This window comes from Pseudoxanthomonas sp. PXM03 (genome assembly GCF_014852005.1).
GTDB lineage: Bacteria > Pseudomonadota > Gammaproteobacteria > Xanthomonadales > Xanthomonadaceae > Pseudoxanthomonas_A.
In genome coordinates, this window is sequence record NZ_JACVAU010000001.1 from 829582 (window position 1) to 848841 (window position 19260).

Below are 19260 nucleotides of genomic sequence, written 5' to 3' on the forward strand. Positions count from 1 at the left end.
CATTTCCCTCTATTCATGCGCGTGATGAACGGGTGAAAGCCCCAGATTCGGCGGGGATCAGGTGGGGATGACGTCGAACGCCAGGCTGATGCGCGCGGTGGGGCCGCTGTAGGGGACGGTGTGGTGGAAGAAGTACGAAGGGAAAAGCAGCACTTCACCTGTGCGGGGAACGTGCTGGAGGCTGCGGGGAGGCGCGCTCCGGGCAAACTCGGGCTGCGGATGCCCGAACACGATGGCACCACTGTCCGTCGCCGTGGGCTGGCCCGCATCCAGATAGAAGACGCCACTCATCCAGCCGGCCGGATGGATATGGGGCGTCTGGTGGCCTCCTTCGTGCAGAACGGTGGCCCACATCTGCAAGCGCCAGCGCCGGGGCATGGCAAGCCGCCAGGGATGCGTTGCCAGCCCGGGATTGGCGGCCAGTGCCGCCATCTGGCGGGTAACCCCTTCGGACACCGCCTCGCCAAGCGCATGGAAGGGGGACCCTTCCGTCAGGTCGAGCATGATGCTCTGCTGGCCGCGCACCGTTGAACGGCCGGCCGGCTCCCAGTTGAGCTCGGGATGGGATTCGACGGCCACGCGCAATCCGTCCCGTGCGGTCTTGGGAAGGGTGTCGAGTGTCGTCACGCCGAGCAATGCGGCGAAGTCCATCAGCGCATCCACCTCGTCGTGGCGGCCAAGCTCGTTGGCTGCGATGTACAGGCCTGCCAGGGCGGTCTGGTCTCCCGGTGCCAGCGCGAGTGCGCGCTCGAATCGCCGGTAGGCCGCGTCGGGCTGATGTCCCCGCAGAAGACACAGGGCGTGGTTGGTCAGGAACTCGGGATTGGACGACGTTGCGGGTTCGAGCCGCGAATAGAGCTGCAGCGCAGACGGAACATCTCCCGCGCCATCGTAGGCGCTGGCCAGCGCGTGCAGGATCGCTGGTTGTCCGGGCGAACGCAGTTCCGCGGCGCGCAGTGCGTGGATGGCGTCGGCCGCATCGCCCTTCCGCAGCAGCAGGATGCCCATGTTGACCCAGGCATCCACCATGTCGGGTTGTAGCTGCGTGGCGTGCCGGAAATCGTCCAGGGCCTCGCCGAGCCGGTGCAGGCCGAGGTGGGCCAGCGCACGCTGGAAGTAGGCCGGTGCGAAGCTGGGCGACACCGAAATGAAGTGGTCGAAATCCGCGCAGGCCTGTGCCGGCTCGCTCAATCCCATCAGGACCAGGCCGCGCTGGAAGTACCAGTCATCGAGTCCCGGTGCCTGCGCGATGGCGCGATCCAGCACCTCCCGCGCGGCGGCAAGGTTGCCCGCCTGGTAGTGCACGCCGGCCAGTTCGCTGGCGACGGGAGCCCCCGCTTCCAGGCACAGGCGGTAAAGCCGGATCGCTTCACCGATCTGGCCCTGTTGCAACGCCGCGCGCGCCCGGGAAATCAGTTCTTCGATGGAGGAATGTTCGTTCGTCATCTCGTGGATACCGGTTGGACCCTGCCGAACGGAGGGAATGGTCCGTCAGGCAAGGATGCCTTTCTCCCGGAGCATCCGCTCGCAGGTCGCTTCTATTCCCGCTGCCGAGCGTCTTGCATCGAACAGGACGCCTTCCCGCACGGCCGTCGCGACGCGATGGCGCAGCGCTTCCAGTTCGTCGGGATGGTTCGCGAGCCAGGCGGCCCGCTCCACATATTCGGTGGTATCCGCCACCACGAGTTCTTCCAGCCCGAGGGCCCGGTTGACACTGACACCCAGGCGTGAGGGTGGGGTCTGCCCCGCGCGGCAGAGTACCGGCAGTCCGCTGGCGACCGCATCGAGTGTGGTGGCGCCACCTTGATAGCGGAAGGCGTCGAGCATCAGGTCGCAGCTCGCCGCCCGGTCGGCCTGATCTTCCGGTGCAAGGGCGTCGACCACCATGAGCCTGGAAGGGTCGCCGCCGATGGCGCTCCAATGCCTGAGAAAGCCCGGCCGGGCTACAGGAGGCAGATACACCATCAGCGTGGCCTGCGGCGCCAGCCTCATGATCTCGAGCCATGCCGCCACCAGCGCTGCGTCCAGCTTGTAGCTGTTGTTGAAGCTGGCAAGGACCGCGCTTCCCTCCGCCGGCAGGCCGAAACGTTCGCGCTGTCTGCGACCGCCAACCCGCGGGGGAGGAGGGAAGACGCTTACCGGAAGGCGGACGACACGGTCGTCGAAGGGCCAGGCGTGCGTTGACGGTTGTACGTGTTCATCGAGCAGGATGGCGTCCAGCCAGCGCGCCTGCTGGGCATGAAGGAAGCCAAGCCAGCCGAGTTGCAGGGCTGCGGGACGGGACGCCAGGATTTCCAGGCGTGCGCCCGTGGTAGGTCCGTTCAGATCGATCAGGACGTGGATGCCGTCCTGCCGGATACGCTCGACGACGCCAGCGACGCCCATATCCCCGCACTCCACGTACACATCGCTGCTCTCGCGGATCCGCGACGCCACCGCATCATCGTGCCGGCGGAGGGAATAGACGAAGACCTCGAATCGTTCCCGCGCATGGAGGCGGAACACATCGTCCACCAGTTGCCCCACGGCGTGCATGCCCAGGTCCGCGGAGAGATAGCCGATCCGGATCCTGCCGCCGGCGGGAATGGGTTCCGGGGCTGCAGGCGCGAGTCGGACAAGGGCAGCCGTGCGCGCGGAAACAGCCTCCATGTAGTGGTTCAGGGCGGACTGGACCAACGCGCTCTCCAACGGGAGATACGTGAGCGGGAACGCCTCGAGAACGGGCTCGCGTGGAATGCCATCGGCGACCAGGCGCCGGAACCGCTCAAGCGTTTCATGTTCGCTCGAGAACTCGCAGAGTCGTGCTTCGGTCTGCGCCAGGCGAAGAAGGATGTCCGGACGATCGGGATAGATGCGGCACGCCTGCTGGTAGCCACTGCGTGCGAGTTCCAGGTTCCCCGACTGCTCGGCGCACATCGCGATGTTGTAGATCTCTCCCGGCTGCTCGGCCGAGGCTCTCGTGTAGGCGTGGATGGCCTCTTCCCAGCGTTGCTGCTGATGAAGGCTCTCCCCAAGGTAATGCCAGGCTTCGCCAAATCCTGGCGCTAGCGAAAGGGCGCGCCGCAGCGAGATCTCCGCGCGCGGATACTCGCCCGCCCGGACGTCGATGCTTCCCTTCAGCATCCAGGCCATCGCGTCATGCGGCAAACGCCGGGTGGCTTCGTCCGCCGCCTGCATCGCGTCTTCGACGGTGCCGCCCTCGCGCAGGCACGCGGCCAGCGCGAGCAGCACCTGGGGGTCGTCGGGCGCGAGGCGCCTGACCTCCGTCAGTATCTTCGCCGCATCCTGGGCTCGCGCTGTCTGCATGAGCAGGAGCGCGTAGTCGAACAGGAGTGCGGCATTCGCAGGATCCGCCGCGAGGGCGCGTTCGTAATGGATGCCTGCGGTGACGGTATCCCCGGCCGCATGCGAACGGCGCGCTTGCTCGGCGTCCGTCATGGCGAGACGACGAGGGTCCAGCCCATGCGGCTGCCAGCGGCCTGGTCGAGGGGGCGCAGGATGGATGATGCGTAACCTGCCTCAATGCACTGTTGATGCAGGCCCTCGAGTTCCCGCAGGTCCATGATGGCGCTGGCCAGGTGTTGCAGTCGCGTACGTTCGTTTTCCAGGTCATCGCGTGCATTCGCAAGATATTGCAGCGCGTGCCATGGCGAACCTTGCGCCTGTTCCAGCGTGGCGTGCAGGTAGTGGAATGCCTTGCGCAGGATCGCTGCCTCGGGAAGCGCCGAGGCGGCGGCGACAAGCCGGGTGGACGCCGACTGGAAGGCCTGCTGGATCTGCGCGGTGCCTTGGCTCGAAGCCGGCGACACAGCCAGGCTCGAAACCCACTGGTGCGCCAGGTCGAGGATCCGGGTTTCGTCGAACAAGAGGGCGCACGCTTCATGTTGCTGGCGCAGCGTCATGGAAATCAGCGAATCCGAGCTGTGCAGCAGGAACGCCGCCGTGCCCGCGTGCCCGATGATCCGGAAAATCTCCTGCAGCGCAGGTTCCCGCGTGCGTGAATATTCAAAGGCGTATTGGGACGTGACGAGCGCGACACTGCCCGCTTCGAAAGGCAGGTCCTCCATACGCGTGCGGGCATGGAAGGTGATCCCGTCGAATGACGTCGCGCCGGATGCCCAGCGCGGAGGGTCGATATCCGCCGCATCCACACCATGGATATCGAAGTCGATGCCACGCTGCGCGGCATGCCGCTTGGCGAGCAGGGCCAATGCGCCGTTGCCGGTGCCGACGTCCACCACCCGCTGCCGTGCTTGGAGACCGTTGAAGCGGGCATTCCAGAATGCCGCGATCTCGCCGTCGTAGTTCCCTTCGATGGCGGTGGAACAGGAGTGCAGCACGCCGGCGCGCCAGAGCCTGCTCCAGGCATCGCTTTCGAGGGGCGCGGGTCCAGTCGGCATGGTGTGTTCGTGGCTCACGGCGCAGGCACGTTCTTCCAGCGGCACCAGGAATTCAGTGCAACGACGATCCGGGGGCGCTCACCGGTGTAGGGAAACACTTCGTGCAGCAGGTAGGAAGGGAAGGCGATCATCTGGCCGGGCTTGTGGTTCAACTGCCACGGGCCAATACGATAGGGGGTCTGCATGCGTTCGATGGATGGGTCGCGGTACATGTCGCAACCGGTCCGGGGATCGTGGAATCGCACGGCACCGCTTTCCGGTGCACTCGCATCGCCAGGATCGACGCAGTAGATGGCGGACCAACTCGCGTTGGGATGGTTGTGCAGGCTCTGGAACCCGCCCTTCCTCGTGACATGGAACCAGGAATGCATGTCCAGGTGGATGTTGGCCATGTCTTCGTCGGACAGCTGGTTGATGCCCTGGATGAAGGTCTGCAACGACGCGCGCAGGAAACCGAAAAGTTCCTGGATCGGTCTCTCCGGGCGCTGGTGCAGGAAAAAGTGGCTCTCGAAGATGCCGTACTGGGTGTCCCGGCGTATGGGGTCTCGATGCTTGTCGCCCTGGCTTTCCAGGCGAAGGAACAACGACGCCAGTTCAGCATTGAGCCGTGAAGCGTCGGCGATCTGGCATTGCAGCATCGGCACCGCGTAAAGCGGGAAGACCTGCGCCTGAATCTCGTTGCTTGCCATGCGGGCGTCCCATCGTGCGGTCCGCGAATGATGCCACGCCACCATCATGTCGGAAGGCATGGCCCTGAAAGCACGATGCCCCCGTTAGGGGGCATCGCGTGGACCCGATGGATTGGGTCCGGTTCACAGCCTCTGATCAGATCAGAAGTTCTGCTCGTACTTCATGTACATCATGCGGCCGTACATGTTGTACAGGGTGTTGCTGTAGAACGGGAAGCCGAACAGCGCGTTGTTGATGGGCGCGTCCTTGTTGGTGACGTTACGCGCGCCGACCGAGATCTTCGCCTTCCACGGCAGGCTCACGCCGGCCTGCACATCGAACGTGGTCCACGACGGCAGCGTGGTTGCTGCGGTGCCGTTGGAGCTCGATCCGATGTAGTTGGTGATCACGCCGAAGTTGTAGATGCCGCCGGTCCAGTTGAGGGCCAGTTGTCCACGATCTTCCGGGAACGTTGCCGTGCCGGCGCGTTCGATGGTGCCTGCCGCGATCGGGGTGAAGTCATACTCGAGCTGATGCGACCAGGCCAACTTGGTGTGGAACGTACCGAAGCTGTCAGTCTGGAAGCGCCAGCTGCCCTCGAAGTCCAGGCCCCGTGCCGTCTGCAGTGCGCCGTTGTCGGTCGGCAGCAGGATCAGGTTCGGAGCGCCCGGCAGTACGGTGCCATTGGGTGCAATGATCGAAGCGCCACGGGTGACGCCGTAGCCCGGCACACCGGCATCGCCGTTGCGGAAGGCCAGTGCGCGCGGCACGGTGCCGATCACGTTCTCCAGTTCAACGTCGTAGTAGTCCAGCGCGAACGACAGGTCGGCAGTCGGGCTCCACACCACGCCCAGACCCCAGTTGGTGGACTCTTCCGGGGTGAGGTTCGGGTTGGACGAAACCAGCCAGGTGTACTGACCCGACGAGGTGCAGGGATTCACCGGGTAGGGCTGGTACGCAGCATTGCCGGTCGCGGTACGGACGGCCGTCAGCGCTGCGCACGCCAGTTCGTCACCACCGGCATGCGGCGGGCTGAGCGTGTTGACAGGCGGACTATTCAGGTTGGTGCTGGAGCTGTCACCGTACATGTCGACCAGGGTCGGTGCACGGAAGCCCTTGCCCCAGCTGCCACGGAACAGCAGTTCGTCCAGCGGACGGAATTCCAGCGACACGCGCGGGGAGAACTTGCTGCCCAGATCGTTGTAACTGTCGTAACGGCCTGCCAGGGTCACGTCCAGGGACTCGAAGATCGGGAACAACGCTTCAAAATACGCTGCATAGTAGGCCCGCTCACCTTCGCCGCCCGCACCCGCGGAGCCGAACACATTGCGTGCCGCACTCTGAGCATCGTAGGTCTGGGTGAAGCGGTCATCGCGGTACTCGAAGCCCGTCACGAAGCCCACAGCGCCGGCCGGCATCTCGAACAGGTCGAAGCTGATATGGCCATCGCCCGTGACCGAGCGCATCTGCGATTCCACGAACACGGTGTGGCCGATACGGCCGGCGTTGGCGGCCACGCTTGCATGGGTCGGATCGAAGGGGTTGAACGAACCCGAGTCGATCAACTGCTGCAGCGTGCTGCCGATGCCGTAGTTGTAGTTGATGCTGTTCTGCGAGTTGAGGCCGTGGCCCAGGCTGACTTCCCAGTCGGCGCCGCCGAACCATTCATTGCTGCCATTCAGGCCGACCATGTACTCGCGCTGCTTGTCCTGGCGGATCGAGTCGCGCGTACCCAGTGGGGTGAAACGATAGTAGATCGTGCCCGATTGGCCGAAGGGGTTGAACGGATTGGTGGCCGAGATGGTCGGCAGCAGGCCGGGACCGCGGCCGCCGTTGTCGACCGGCGCCGAGGCATAGACGCCGAGGCTGCGGGTTTCCGAGTTCAATGCGCGGAAGAAGAACTGCGTGGACTCGGTCAGGTTGTAGTTGCCATTGACGAACAGGGCATTGCGACGCAGCGACGATTCGTTGGCCGAGGTGGCACCGTGGTCGAATGCGCAGCGGGTCGGGCTGATGCGGATGCTGTTCTCGAACTGGTCGCAGTTGGCAACGCTCTGCAGGCCGGCGCTGCCCAGGAAGGTGGCCGAGGAGTTGTACGGGCTAAGGCCCGCGGTCCACAGCGCAGCGGGAATCTTGTCGCGGATGTCACGGTTGAACATCATGTCGCGCTGCTGGTGGTCCAGCACGAAGGTGACGTTGCCGCGGTCGGACGAGATGCCACCCGAGACGCTGAGGGTGTTGCCATCAGGGCCGGCTTCGGACGAAGTCTCGTAGCTGGCGGTAACGTTCATGCCCTCATAATCCTTGCGCAGGATGATGTTGACCACGCCACCGATTGCGTCGGAACCGTACACGGCGCCGGCGCCTTCGCGCAGGATCTCGATGCGCTCGACCGCGGAGGTCGGGATCATGTTGATGTTGGCCGCGCCGCCGGACAGGGCGCCGGAGTTGGTCATGCGACGGCCGTCGATCAGGACCAGCGTGTATGCCGAGCCCAGGCCGCGCAGGTTGATGGTGGCCTGCGAACCCGTGGCCGAGCCCGAAGATTCGCGCGTGGAGCCGAACGAGTTGTAGACGTTGTTGCGCAGGAAGTCGGAGACCGACAGTTCGCCTGCCGCTTCGATGTCCGCACGGGTGATCGTGGTGATCGGCGCTGCTGTTTCGATATCGGTGCGCTTGATGCGCGAACCCGTCACCTCGATGCGATTGAGGGTCGTGGTTTGATCGCTGCTGGCTTCCTGAGCGAAGGCAGCGCCCACGCCCGTGGCCGATACAGCACCGACCGCGAGCGCGAACGAAATCGCGTCACGAAGCTTCGTGGTTTTGCAGTTCATTTCTCTCTCTCTCCCGTAAGGGGTATCCCAAGGTGTCCCTCGAGGCGGTCAAAAGGGTGACCACGAAACGAGGGGGTGACCGGATACTAGTCGGCTTTTAACGGGAATTAAACCCGCGTGAAGATTGAGAGGGGAGAGACGTAAGTTTTGTTACGTTTTTGTGAGATGGCGCACACAATTCAGCCGCCACGCGTGCCCGTATGGTGCTGGAGGGGGCGAATCGGGGTTGTCCATACGCAGGCACAGGGCCGTGCGCCTCCGGCTGGGGCGAGCCGCAGGAGGTAGTGGCGGACTAGAGGTCCTGCTCGTACCGGACGTAAGGCACGGTGCCTTCGTCGGCGTTGTCGTTGGTCAACGAGAACGGATTCTTGCCGCGGGTGATGACGTTCTCGGCACCCACGGTGAGCTGTCCGCTCCACGGGGTACGCCAGGTCAGGCCCAGGCCCAGGCCCTCGAACTTGCCAGGCTGGCCAGGCACGTCGATGACGCGACCAATGATGTTTGCACTGAACGGGCCGTAGCCGCCGCCAACGGTGAGGCTGCGGCTGTTCCACCGTTCCGCGAATGCCGGCAGGTCGGAAGCCGGTACCAAGGTGGCTTTGGCGACCGCTCCACCGATGGAGACGAAGCCCTCACGGCCGATGTTCTTCTGCCCGAACACGGCCAGATCGTTCTGTTCGACCCGACCCGTGCCGCGGCCGGACGACAGCCATGCCGGCAGCGTGTCGCGGCCGGTGCCGGCCGAAAGACCGAGCTTGCCGCCCGGGCGGCTGAGGACTGCAGACGCGCTGATGCGCTGGCTGGACGTTGCTTCGTCCTCGTCGTCCAGGGTCGCCAGCATGCAGTGGCTCGCCAGGTTGCCGATGTTGCCAACCACCCCGGCCTTGCGATTGCAGACCAGCCCAAGCGCATCGCCGCTTTCAAGCCCGAATGCCGTGGTGAGTGAATTGCGGCCCATGCGCCAGCGGGCACCGGCCTCCGCCTGGCCCGTGGGTTCGAGCAACAGGACGGCCTCGACCTTGCCATCGTTGTTCCAGATGGGCAGGGCAGTGGCTTGGGCATCGGCGGCCGGCTTGCGCGTGTTCTTCTGCGCATGCGCGTCCACTGCCACGCCGGAGGCGAGCAGCAGGGCAAGCGACAGTGACAGGCTACGCAGATTCATGGCTCGCTTCAGACTCCTAGGACGACCTGGAGTTCCCCTCCCGAAGGGGAACCGATGCTATGCCGTTTATGTTTCTTTAACAAGTCCCCGGGGCGTCCGGTTGTTGACCGGACTACTGCAGGCGGTGCGGCGCCTCGACTTCGACCGGGTGCGGACTGAAAAGTTCCGCGATGTCCGAGGGCGTGAATCGATACTGTTGCCCACAGAACTCGCAACGGACTTCAGCCACCCCGTCGGCCAGTGCGGCCGTCGCCTCCTCCTCCCCCAACGACTGCAGCATGCTCTCAACCCGTTCGCGTGAACAAGAGCATCCGAACCGAACTGGGCGTTCGGTCAGTATTTGCGGGGCTTCCTCGTGGAACAGGCGGTGCAGCAGGTCCCGGGTGGGGACCGCCAGCAGTTCGGCTTCGCCGAGGGTATCGAAGAGGGCGCCCGCCCGGTTCCAGCCGTCGACGTCGCCCTCGTCACCCGGCAGCTTCTGCAGCATCAGACCGCAGGCGCGCTCGCCGTCAGCGGACAGCAACAGTCGCGTAGGCAGTTGTTCGGACTGGCGGAAGTAGTCCTCGAAGGCTTCTGCCAGGCGGCTGGCCTGAAGCCCGACCAGGCTTTGGTAGCGCTGGGGTTCGCGGGGATCCAGTCCGGGATTCTCGATGGTGATGGCAAGCAGGGCGTCGTCGCCCAGGTCGCGCAGATCGCGCGGGGCATCCTGTTCTTCCGGCATCTGAACGATGCCGCGTACGGTGCCAGCCGCCGTGCACTCTGCGAACAGGGTACGCAGGGCGCCGCTGCTGCGGAGTTGGATGGACAAACGCCCATCCACCTTGGTGTGGCCGGTGAACAGCACTGCCGCAGCGCTGGCTTCACCCAGCAGTTCGCGGGCGGCCGGCGGATATGCATCCTGTCCGGCCACGGCCTGCCATGCATCGTCCAGGCGCACGGCCACGCCACGGACGCCGGCAGCGGGAAGCAGGAATCGGGTCAGGGTATCGGCGGTGGCGTCGGCGGTCACGGGAGATCCATACAGGGGAAGTGCGGTCGGGCGGAGCGTCTCGGCATAATGCGCCGTACGAATCCGCCAAGGGAAACGCCACGATGGGGGCAACCATGACCATCCTCAAGCTCGGGATGGCCCGATGAATGTGCCGACGGCCGCCAAGGCGCGGCGACCGCGTCGCTGGTTCCGCTGGCTGCTCGCGCTGCCGTTCCTGTTCGCGGCCGCCAGCATCCTGCAGGTCGCGGTGCTGAGGTTCGTCGATCCGCCGTTCACCGCGTTCATGGCGGCCCGGATGTTCGAAGCCTGGGGACAGGGGGAATGGGGCTTCCGCATTGCCTACGACTGGCGTGACATGGAGCGCATCGCCCCCAGCCTGCCGGTGTCGATGGTGGCGGCGGAAGACCAGAACTTCGCCGTCCATCGGGGGTTCGACCTGGCCGCCATCGAGAAGGCCCGCGCACACAACCGCAAGATGGTCGAGCGTGCCGAAAAGCGCGGCCGGCCGGTGACGCGACTGCGTGGCGCCAGCACCATCAGCCAGCAGGTCGCCAAGAACCTGTTCCTGTGGCAAGGCCGTCATGCCGTCACCCGTTGGGCGCGGAAGGGGCTGGAGGCCTGGTACACGGTGTTGATCGAAATCCTGTGGCCGAAGCATCGCATCCTTGAGGTCTACGCGAACGTTGCGGAATTCGGTGATGGCGTGTACGGCGGCCAGGCTGCGGCACGAAGTTACTGGGGCAAGGATGCGGCACGCCTGACACCCGCCGAAAGCGCCCGCCTGGCCGCGGTGCTCCCGGCGCCGCGCCGCTACAGCGCGCAGAAACCCGGCCCCTACGTGCAGCGCCAGGCACGACGCATCCAAAGGCAGGTCGGCCAGATTGGCGGGACGGCCTATCTGGAGACGTTGCGATGAGCGCTGTGGGCACGTGGCAAGTCACCGTGGTGGTGGCTGCCTACAACGAAGCGCTATCGCTGCCGCTGCTGCATCCGCGCATCATGGCGGCACTGGATGCGATCCCGGAGGTGCAAGGTCGCGTCCTGTACGTGGATGATGGCAGCCGGGATGACACTTGGGCGGTGCTGCGCGCGTTGGCGGCATCGGATTCGCGCGTTTCCGCTTTGCGGCTTTCACGCAACTTCGGCAAGGAGGCGGCGCTGACGGCGGGACTGGATCGGGTAGAGATCGGTGCGGCCCTGATCCTGGATGCCGATGGTCAGGACCCTCCGGAGCTGATTGGCGAATTCGTGCGCCAGTGGCAGGCCGGTTACGACAACGTGCACGGCACGCGGATCGCGCGCGACGGCGAGGGTTGGCTGAAGCGCGCCACGGCGCATGCGTTCTACCGCGTGATCGGCCGTTTGTCGAAGACACCCATCCCCGCCGACACCGGCGACTTCCGCCTGCTCTCGCCGCGTGCGCTTGCCGCATTGCGCGAACTGCGGGAGCGGCACCGTTTCATGAAGGGGTTGTTCGGCTGGGTCGGATTCAACCAGGTGGCAGTGCCCTACCATCGCGAAGCTCGGGTGGCCGGCAGCAGCAGCTTCGGTTTCTGGAAGCTGTGGAACTTCGCGCTGGAGGGCATCACCAGTTTCACCACCGCGCCGTTGAGGGTTGCGACGTACATCGGCGTGCTCACGGCACTGATGGCGTTCGCGTTCGCCATCTACATCGTGACCAAGGCGTTCCTGTTCGGGGATCCGGTCGCGGGCTGGCCGACCATGATGGTGGTCATCCTGTTCCTCGGCGGCACGCAGCTGGTGGCGCTGGGACTGATCGGCGAATACCTGGGCCGTCTGTACGAGGAATCCAAGCAGCGTCCGCTGTACCTGGTCGACGCGTGGCAACCGGCGGCGGCAGGAGTATCCTTGCCCGTGCCAGATCGACCCGCTCCCCATTCCGGAGATCGCCATGCGCACGGTTCGTCAGTTGCTGGGGTCCAAGACCCCTGAAGTCTTTTCGGTTTCTCCCGATGCCTCCGTCCTCGATGCGATCAAGCTGATGGCGGAGAAGGGCGTGGGCGCGGTGCTCGCCATGCAGGGCGCGCGACTCTGCGGCATCGTGTCCGAGCGCGACTATGCGCGCAAGGTGGTGCTGCAGGGACGGTCTTCATCCAACACGCCGGTGCGCGACATCATGACGGCCAGGGTGGTGACGGTGCGTCCCGACGACAGTGTCGACCACTGCATGCAGATCGTCACCGAGCATCGCATCCGTCATCTGCCGGTGGTGGAGGGTGAGGCGATCGTCGGCGTGATTTCCATCGGTGACCTGGTCAAGGCCGTGATCGAGGACCAGCAGGTCGAACTGGACCAGTTGCAGCGCTACATCGCCAGCTGAGGCCGACGCCGCTACTTCGCGTACTGCCCGCCGCAGCCGCTGTCTTCACCGGGACCCACTTCGATCGTCGCCAGCAGGGCGGCCGGCGGCGCAATGCTGCCCAGCGCGAGCGCGGTGGCGCCGCGCAGGCCGAGTCGCTTGAAGTCGGGACGGAACGACGGGTCCTTGAACGTGCCACCCACCACCAGCGGCGAGCGCAACGCCAGGATGCTGCGGTCCTTCGGCCTTGGACGCAGTTCCAGGTCCAGCGTCTCGTCCTTCAGGCTGATCTGGCCCTTGCCGACGATGAGCGTATCGGTGGTGTCGAACGCGAGCGCGCGTGCCTGCATCACGCCGCCCTTGACGGTGAAGTCGCCGAATGCGCAGCGGACGGGCACGGTGCGGTCTTTCGTCACCAGGAACTTCAACGCCTCGGCGATATCAAGGCCGGCCAGTTCCATCAGCAGGTTGCTGATCTGGCCACGTCCCATGCCGATGCCGACGTCGCCGCTGGAGCTGCCGAGGATGGCGGCGATCGAATTGCCGGTGCCTGTCAGCGAGATATCGCCGCCGATGCGCCCGATGGCGGACTTCGTCAGTTCCGCCCGCGGGAAAAGTTCTCCCAGGTCGAGTCCGCGCGCCGCGATGCGGGCCTGGGTGCGGATCGGGCTGCTGCGCGCATCCATGCGGATCTGCGAACGGATGTCGCCCTGCGCGACACCGAAGTTCAGCGGCTCCAGGCGCAACAGGCCGCCTTCGAGCAGCAGGTGGGCATCCATGTCATCGAGGGGCAGGCCGGGGGCATTGATGCGGTGGGCCTTCCATCGCACGTCGGCATCCATCGCGCGCAGCTTCGCCAGGTTGTAGGGCGTGTCGGGCAGCATCCGGGCGTCGGCGGCCAGTGCGGCGGCCTCGGCACGTTGTTGGGCGTTGGCGGCTTCGCTGCCACCGGTCTGTGGCGGGGCACCCACGAAACCCGCGAGATCGTCGAAGTCGAGCCGTTTCGATGCGAGGTTTGCCTTCAGGAGAGGGCGATCGCGGCCGACCGTCACGCTGGCGGAGCCACCCAGGTCGCTGTCGCCGACGACGCCGGTGAATCCATCGTAGTTCCAGGTGTTGCCGTCGCGGGTGAAGCGGCCATCGAGGCGATAGGGCGGTGTGGGTGGCGTCGCCACGCCGATCAGCGGGAACAGGTCTTCCAGGTTCTGCCCCGCGAGCATGAGCTTGAGGTCGAAGTCGCGCAGGCGGAACGGATCCAGCAGTGTCCCGCGTGCGTGCGCCCGGGTAGCGCCTGCAGTCGCGCGGAGATCGATACGATAAGGCTTGTCGGTCTCCCGCAGTGCCAGAGGCGAGGCCACCTGGCCGGCGAGGGTGAACCGGTTTCCGGACCACCGGCCCTTGCCTTCGATGTCGACCGGGGGCGAATCCGCAGGCGTCGCGCCCGGCGTGCTTGCCAGCCGGACGTCCACGTCCGTCCTGCGTGCCGGGTCGAGAAACAGCAGGCGTCCGTCGTCGATCCAGAGCGCCCGGTAGACGATGCGGCTTTCGCCATCGCGGTCGCCGAACACCCAGTTGCCCTTGCGGTCGGGCCCGGTTTCAAGCCGGAGGTGCGGCTTCGTCAGCCTGATGTCCGTGATGCGTGTTTCCCGTTTGAACAGGAGCGGCCAGATTTCCACGCTGAGTTCGACGCGGTCTGCGGCGGCCATTACAGGGACCTTCGACCAGGGCGCATTGCCGACGCTCAGGGTGTCCGCACGGAATGTCGTCACGCGCCCGAGGTCCACGTCCAGATCGCCTGCGATCTCGAAGCTGCGTCCGGTCTGCCAAGTGACGATGCGTTCGATGGGGCCGCGAAGCCAGTTCCATTGAAATAGCAGCACCAGCACCACCAGGCACGCGCCCAGCGCGCCCAGCACCAGCGCGCGGGTGCGCGTCAACGTGCGTAGAGCGAAACGGCTGCGTGGGGAGGGCGCTTCGTCCATGGCCCCATCGTCCCGTGCCGCGTGTTCATGCATTGCGAAGTGCGTGCCCGCCGGTTCATGTGCGGGACACGAACGTCGAGGGCCGGTTCAGGGCGCCAGGCGCGGCGTCAGCACCTGCTGGGTGACCGCCACGAAGTGGCAGACGCTGCCCGCGATGACGAAAAGATGCCAGATGGCATGCGAATAGCGGATCGATTCGCGGTGATAGAAGAAGGTGCCCAAGGTATAGAACAGGCCGCCAGCCAGCATCCATCCCAGCGTCCATGGGTCGACGGAGGTCAGCAGCGGCTTGACCGCCACGACCACCAGCCATCCCATCGCGATGTAGATGATCGTGGAGAGCAGCTTGAAGCGGCCGGTATAGAAGAGCTTGAAGATCACCCCGGCGAGGGCGAGCGTCCAGATGGCCGTGAACAGTCCCCAACCCCATGGGCCGCGCAACCCGATCAGGGTGAACGGGGTGTAGGTGCCTGCGATGAGCAGGTAGATTGCGCAGTGGTCGAAGACCTTCAGCCGTCCCTTCGCCACCGGGTGCTGGATGGCGTGATACAGCGTGGAGGCCGTGTAGAGCAGGAGCAGCGTCACGCCGAACACGATGGAGGCACCCAGCTGCCAGCCGTCGCCGTGGATGGCCGCCAGCGTGATCAGCACTGCGCCGCCCGCAAGTGCGGCGACGGCACCCAGTCCGTGCGTCAGGGCGCTCGCGATCTCGTCGCGGATATCGATCAGGTGATCCGCCCGCTTGCTGGCGCGCAGGGTCTCGAGAGGGGAGGAATCCGACATGCGGCAACGTTACCGCAATGCAGCACCTGATGCATGGGTAGGGCGCTCATGGTCGGTGGATGAAGGGGCTCCAGTTTGGCCTGGAGCCCTCAACGGCATGCCGCACCGGCTTCCCGCCGCTGGTCAGCCCAGGTCCACGCTGTGGGCGTGCTCGCGCGTCGCCAGGAACGCCACGTCGGGCGCGCGTTCCTGCGCCAGTTGCAGGTTGACCCGCGTCGGCGCCAGGTAGACCAGCTGGCCCGCCGCGTCCAGGGCCAGATTCATGGCGTTCTTGTCGCGGAACTCTTCGAGCTTCTTCGCGTTGTCGCAGCGGATCCAGCGCGCCGTGGCCACGCTGACGTTCTCGAACGACGCATCCACGCCGTATTCGTCCTTCAGGCGGTACGCGACCACATCGAACTGCAGCACACCCACCGCGCCCAGGATGAGGTCGTTGCTCATCAGTGGGCGGAAGAACTGGGTGGCGCCTTCTTCGCTCAACTGCGCCAGGCCCTTCTGCAACTGCTTGAGCTTGAGCGGGTCGCGCAGGCGCGCGCGGCGGAACAGTTCCGGTGCGAAGTTGGGAATGCCGGTGAAGCTGATCGCTTCGCCTTCGCTGAACGTATCGCCGATGGAGATGGTGCCGTGGTTGTGGATGCCGATCACGTCGCCGGGGTAGGCCTCGGCGGCGATCTCGCGGTCGCTGGCCATGAAGGTCAATGCGTTGGCCAGCTTCATTTCCTTGCCGGTACGCACGTGGAAGGTCTTCATGCCGGCCTCGAAGCGGCCCGAGCACACACGCATGAACGCCACGCGGTCGCGGTGCTGCGGGTCCATGTTGGCCTGGATCTTGAAGACGAAGCCGGTGAGCTTGTTCTCCTCCGGTTGCACCTCGCGGCCGGTGGTCTCGCGCGGCTGCGGCGACGGCGCGTGTTCGATGAAGAAGTCCAGCAGCGGCTGCACGCCGAAGTTGTTGACGCCCGAGCCGAAGAACACCGGCGTCTGCTTGCCGTCCAGGTAGGCCTGCTTGTCGAAGGGGTGGCTGGCGCCCTGCACCAGTTCCAGTTCGTCGCGCAGTTGCGCCAGCATTTCTTCGCCGATCTTCTCCGCCAGACCGGGCGCATCCAGCGAGGGGAAAATTGTCGAATCCTGGCGGGTGAAGTTGCGGCCGGGCTCGTACAGGTGCACTTCGCCGGTGATCAGGTGCACCACCCCCTTCAGGCGCTGTCCCATGCCGATCGGCCAGGTGACGGGCGCGCACCGGATACCGAGCACGCTTTCCACCTCGTCCAGCAGGTCGATGGGGTCCTTGCCTTCGCGGTCCAGCTTGTTGATGAAGGTCATGATGGGCGTGTCGCGCAGGCGGCAGACTTCCATCAGCTTGATCGTGCGTTCCTCCACGCCCTTGGCCACGTCGATCACCATCAACGCGCTGTCGACCGCGGTGAGCACGCGGTAGGTGTCCTCGCCGAAGTCGGCGTGGCCCGGCGTATCCAGCAGGTTGACGATCTTGCCCTCGTACGGGAACTGCATCACCGATGAGGTGACCGAGATGCCGCGCTCTTTTTCCAGCGCCATCCAGTCCGAGGTCGCGTGGCGCGCGGCCTTGCGGCCCTTGACCGAGCCGGCCATCTGGATCGCGCCGCCGAACAGCAGCAGCTTTTCGGTCAGCGTGGTCTTGCCGGCGTCGGGGTGGGAAATGATGGCGAAGGTGCGGCGGCGCGCCGCTTCGGAGGCCACTGCGCTTTTCGGATCGGACATGGGGCGGGCGCCCGGACGGGCGCAGAGGAAGCGGGGAGGGGCGCGATTATAGCGGGGCGCGGGGAATGGATCGTCGGCGCCGGCTCAACGGCTGGCCGGGAACTGCAGTCGTCCCAGGGGGCCGAACATGCGGAACGGCACCGATTCCAGCCGCATGCCGCGGTTGGCCTGCACCACGAAATGCAGGTGCGGTGCGGTGGAGAATCCCGTATTGCCCGACAGTCCGATGTACTGGCCCTTGCGCACGTACTGGCCCACGCGCACCTGTGCGCCCTCCGCCTTGAGGTGTGCGTACAGCGCCATGCTGCCGTCGGAATGCAGGATACGGATGAAATTGGCGCGCCCGCCGTACTTCTCGCGGTTCAGCCCTGCCTTGTCGAAATCCGATTCCACCTGCATCACCAGCCCTTCGCGGGCCGCCACGATCCGGGTGCCCTCGGGAACGGCAAAATCGACCGCGTGCAGGTTCTGCGCGTCGCTGTGGCTGAACCGGCCACCGGGCCCCTGGTCCACGCGCACGCGTCCGTAGTCGAACGGCAGGCGGTACTCGTAGTCCTGCGGGCGGCTGTCCGGATCGCCGGGCATGCCGTCGAGGGTCAGTTCGAAGTCGCCGCCCCGCAGCGGGTCCGTCACCCCGATGTCGGCCACCAGCACGCTGCTGCGCGCCGGGACCACGGCGCGCGCGGGCAAGGCCGGCACGCTGCGTACGTCGCGCTGGCGACGGAAGCCGAGCTGCACTTCCACCGGCCCATGCATCAGGTTGTCGGCCCAGGCCTGGTAGCGCAGGCCCTGCTTCTCCAATCGCAGGCGCACCAGCGCACTGGGCGGATTCCGGAACCGCATGACGTCCAGGCTGCTGTCCGCCAACTGGTCGGGCGGCGGGGGCTGGTCGCCGTACTGCGTGTAGCCCTGCTTGTCCTTCCAGCGGTACAGACGGGCCGCGTGGACGTCGCCGATGCTGGCAACCAGCACGGCGATGCCGCAGGCCAGGGCCAGTACGCGTGCGCTCACCGTGGGCAATCGCCCTGGAGGTCGAGTGCGCGGGCGATATCGCGCAGGTCGAAGGCGGCCAGCGATACGTCGTTGTGGAGCGCGAACAGCGCACCGGCCGGGAAACGCCTGGTCGGCATCGCGTAGACCGTCTCGCCGTCGGTGTTGGCCGTCACCTGCCCGGAAAACACGCCGCGGGGTGCCAGCGTGGTGCGGTCGAACACGCGGAAGCGGGTCGGGGTCAGCTGGTCCACTGCCACCCAGTACCCGTCCTCGGCGCTGCATGCCCACAGCGCGATGCCTTCGGCATCGGCGTCGAACACCGGCAGACTGTGGCCGTTGTAGTGCCCGGACAGGGTGTAGTCGCGCAGCGTGGAGCCCACGCGGCGGTCCTCTTCGGCCACCAGCAGGCGCTGGTGCACCGGATCGCCGGCGATCGACTCCACCATGCGCAGTGCACCCGCCGCACCGGTGTCGCCGAACTCGCCCACCAGGCTGGCCTCCAGCTTGCCACCGTCTTCCACGCGTACCTGGAACCGCTTCACGCGCCCGGACAGTGCTTCCATCGGGGGCAGCTTCATGGTGCGGAAATCGGCCATGAAGCTGTCGGTGACGAACAATTCCAGTTCGCCCGGCGCGGTTTCGTGCACCCACAGACCGTACGGCGCGCGCAGCGCGTCAGCCCCGAACGCGCCCAGCGGCGCGAACTCCGGCAGCCGGAACGCCTGCACCCGGTGGTTGTCGCGTTCGGCCACGAACAGCAGGTCGCCGAACACCGCGATGCCGTTGGGGCGGTTGAACTGGCCCACTGCACTGCCGGACGTACCGACCGTGCGCAGGCGCTGGCCGGTGTCCGCGTCGTAGATGGCGAGGTGGTGGGTGGCCTTGGCCGTGGCGATCAGCCAGACCTGGCCGTCCTCCGCGGGCCATGCCACCAGCGAATCGAGTTCGTCGCCGGCGACCGGGTCGGAGACCCAGGCTTCCGCAATGGTGGCGTCGGCTGCGGTCCTGGGCGGAGGCGCGGGCGGGGTGGAGGTGTGCAGGGGGGCGGTGGAGCAGGCGGCCAGCAGCGCCGCGCAGAGACCGCCCAGGAGGCAATTCCGGGTCATGTTGTGAATTATGCGTTATCGCTGTGGCGGCCGGCAGGGAGACCGGCGTCAAATTTCATCGCTTCATCCGAATAAAGCGATTGACACAGGCGGAAACCGGCGGCAGAGTAGCCTCACCATCGAGACCGGCAGAGGGACAGGCCCGAAGAAGCCGGGGCAGCCAGCGACGCGCAAGCGCCGTGTAGGTGCCAAATCCTGCGGGGACCTCAGCGTCTGCCGGAAGATGGTTCGTACCGTGTCCTCAGCACGGCGAACGCGAGCTCCGCGAAGCTCGGTGGTG

15 protein-coding genes and 1 riboswitch are annotated in these 19260 nt (G+C 65.9%); of the genes, 3 read left to right on the top strand and 12 right to left on the bottom strand.

Annotation, left to right across the window (positions count from 1 at the left end):
- Window positions 1-57 precede the first annotated feature (57 nt).
- The 7 genes from IB223_RS03735 to IB223_RS03765 all read right to left on the bottom strand — a co-directional run bounded on the left by IB223_RS03735 (window position 58) and on the right by IB223_RS03765 (window position 10074).
- Entirely contained in the window at window positions 58-1446 is a 1389-nt protein-coding gene (locus IB223_RS03735) for a putative 2OG-Fe(II) oxygenase (RefSeq protein WP_192200315.1), read from the bottom strand.
- 45 nt (window positions 1447-1491) lie between these two features.
- On the bottom strand, window positions 1492-3438 hold the full coding sequence (locus tag IB223_RS03740; protein WP_192200316.1) for a tetratricopeptide repeat protein: 1947 nt from the start codon (window positions 3436-3438) through the stop codon (window positions 1492-1494).
- Window positions 3435-4445, bottom strand: coding sequence for a class I SAM-dependent methyltransferase (locus IB223_RS03745; protein WP_192200317.1), 1011 nt, complete (start codon window positions 4443-4445; stop codon window positions 3435-3437). Before IB223_RS03745 ends, IB223_RS03740 begins: the two co-directional genes overlap by 4 nt.
- A complete protein-coding gene (locus tag IB223_RS03750) occupies window positions 4415-5089 on the bottom strand; it encodes a TIGR02466 family protein (protein WP_192200318.1) in 675 nt (224 codons plus the stop codon). The genes IB223_RS03745 and IB223_RS03750 overlap by 31 nt, the downstream gene beginning before the upstream one ends.
- Window positions 5090-5230: 141 nt before the next feature.
- Window positions 5231-7903 (bottom strand): TonB-dependent receptor, encoded by a 2673-nt coding sequence (locus IB223_RS03755; protein WP_192200319.1) that lies wholly within the window; start codon window positions 7901-7903, stop codon window positions 5231-5233.
- A gap of 292 nt (window positions 7904-8195) precedes the next feature.
- Window positions 8196-9059, bottom strand: a complete 864-nt coding sequence (locus IB223_RS03760) for a hypothetical protein (protein ID WP_225590920.1) — start codon at window positions 9057-9059, stop codon at window positions 8196-8198.
- Between the two features lie 118 nt (window positions 9060-9177).
- Complete coding sequence (locus IB223_RS03765; protein WP_192200320.1) at window positions 9178-10074, bottom strand: Hsp33 family molecular chaperone HslO; 897 nt, start codon at window positions 10072-10074, stop codon at window positions 9178-9180.
- Between the two features lie 124 nt (window positions 10075-10198).
- Between IB223_RS03765 and mtgA the strand changes: the two genes are divergently transcribed.
- From mtgA to IB223_RS03780, 3 genes are read left to right on the top strand one after another with little or no spacing between them, the layout of a single operon-like run.
- Window positions 10199-10972, top strand: coding sequence for a monofunctional biosynthetic peptidoglycan transglycosylase (mtgA, locus tag IB223_RS03770; protein ID WP_192200321.1), 774 nt, complete (start codon window positions 10199-10201; stop codon window positions 10970-10972).
- A 5-nt stretch (window positions 10973-10977) separates the two neighbouring features.
- The gene (locus tag IB223_RS03775) at window positions 10978-12009 is read left to right on the top strand and encodes a glycosyltransferase family 2 protein (protein ID WP_192201237.1); all 1032 of its coding nucleotides are present in this window, start codon (window positions 10978-10980) and stop codon (window positions 12007-12009) included.
- A complete protein-coding gene (locus tag IB223_RS03780; RefSeq protein ID WP_192200322.1) occupies window positions 11969-12397 on the top strand; it encodes a CBS domain-containing protein in 429 nt (142 codons plus the stop codon). Before IB223_RS03775 ends, IB223_RS03780 begins: the two co-directional genes overlap by 41 nt.
- A gap of 11 nt (window positions 12398-12408) precedes the next feature.
- Here the strand turns inward: IB223_RS03780 and IB223_RS03785 are convergent, their stop codons facing one another.
- The 5 genes from IB223_RS03785 to IB223_RS18805 form a co-directional block, all read right to left on the bottom strand.
- Window positions 12409-14358 carry an AsmA family protein gene (locus IB223_RS03785; protein ID WP_192200323.1) on the bottom strand — a complete coding sequence of 650 codons (1950 nt, stop codon included), beginning with the start codon at window positions 14356-14358 and terminating at the stop codon, window positions 12409-12411.
- Between the two features lie 87 nt (window positions 14359-14445).
- Window positions 14446-15141 carry a hemolysin III family protein gene (locus tag IB223_RS03790; protein WP_192200324.1) on the bottom strand — a complete coding sequence of 232 codons (696 nt, stop codon included), beginning with the start codon at window positions 15139-15141 and terminating at the stop codon, window positions 14446-14448.
- A 123-nt stretch (window positions 15142-15264) separates the two neighbouring features.
- The gene (locus tag IB223_RS03795) at window positions 15265-16881 is read right to left on the bottom strand and encodes a peptide chain release factor 3 (RefSeq protein ID WP_192200325.1); all 1617 of its coding nucleotides are present in this window, start codon (window positions 16879-16881) and stop codon (window positions 15265-15267) included.
- An 84-nt stretch (window positions 16882-16965) separates the two neighbouring features.
- Window positions 16966-17892, bottom strand: a complete 927-nt coding sequence (locus IB223_RS03800; RefSeq protein ID WP_343227133.1) for a M23 family metallopeptidase — start codon at window positions 17890-17892, stop codon at window positions 16966-16968.
- A complete protein-coding gene (locus tag IB223_RS18805) occupies window positions 17889-18980 on the bottom strand; it encodes a phytase (RefSeq protein ID WP_225590798.1) in 1092 nt (363 codons plus the stop codon). Before IB223_RS18805 ends, IB223_RS03800 begins: the two co-directional genes overlap by 4 nt.
- Before the next feature lie 113 nt (window positions 18981-19093).
- A riboswitch (SAM riboswitch) is annotated at window positions 19094-19210 on the top strand.
- The last annotated feature ends 50 nt before the right edge of the window (window positions 19211-19260 follow it).

Coding starts and splice junctions, on each gene's coding strand:
- IB223_RS03735 (WP_192200315.1), bottom strand. CDS start 1,446: ATGACGAACGAACATTCCTCCATCGAAGAACTGATTTCCCGGGCGCGC.
- IB223_RS03740 (WP_192200316.1), bottom strand. CDS start 3,438: ATGACGGACGCCGAGCAAGCGCGCCGTTCGCATGCGGCCGGGGATACC.
- IB223_RS03750 (WP_192200318.1), bottom strand. CDS start 5,089: ATGGCAAGCAACGAGATTCAGGCGCAGGTCTTCCCGCTTTACGCGGTG.
- IB223_RS03755 (WP_192200319.1), bottom strand. CDS start 7,903: ATGAACTGCAAAACCACGAAGCTTCGTGACGCGATTTCGTTCGCGCTC.
- mtgA (WP_192200321.1), top strand. CDS start 10,199: ATGAATGTGCCGACGGCCGCCAAGGCGCGGCGACCGCGTCGCTGGTTC.
- IB223_RS03780 (WP_192200322.1), top strand. CDS start 11,969: ATGCGCACGGTTCGTCAGTTGCTGGGGTCCAAGACCCCTGAAGTCTTT.
- IB223_RS03785 (WP_192200323.1), bottom strand. CDS start 14,358: ATGGACGAAGCGCCCTCCCCACGCAGCCGTTTCGCTCTACGCACGTTG.
- IB223_RS03790 (WP_192200324.1), bottom strand. CDS start 15,141: ATGTCGGATTCCTCCCCTCTCGAGACCCTGCGCGCCAGCAAGCGGGCG.
- IB223_RS03795 (WP_192200325.1), bottom strand. CDS start 16,881: ATGTCCGATCCGAAAAGCGCAGTGGCCTCCGAAGCGGCGCGCCGCCGC.
- IB223_RS18805 (WP_225590798.1), bottom strand. CDS start 18,980: ATGACCCGGAATTGCCTCCTGGGCGGTCTCTGCGCGGCGCTGCTGGCC.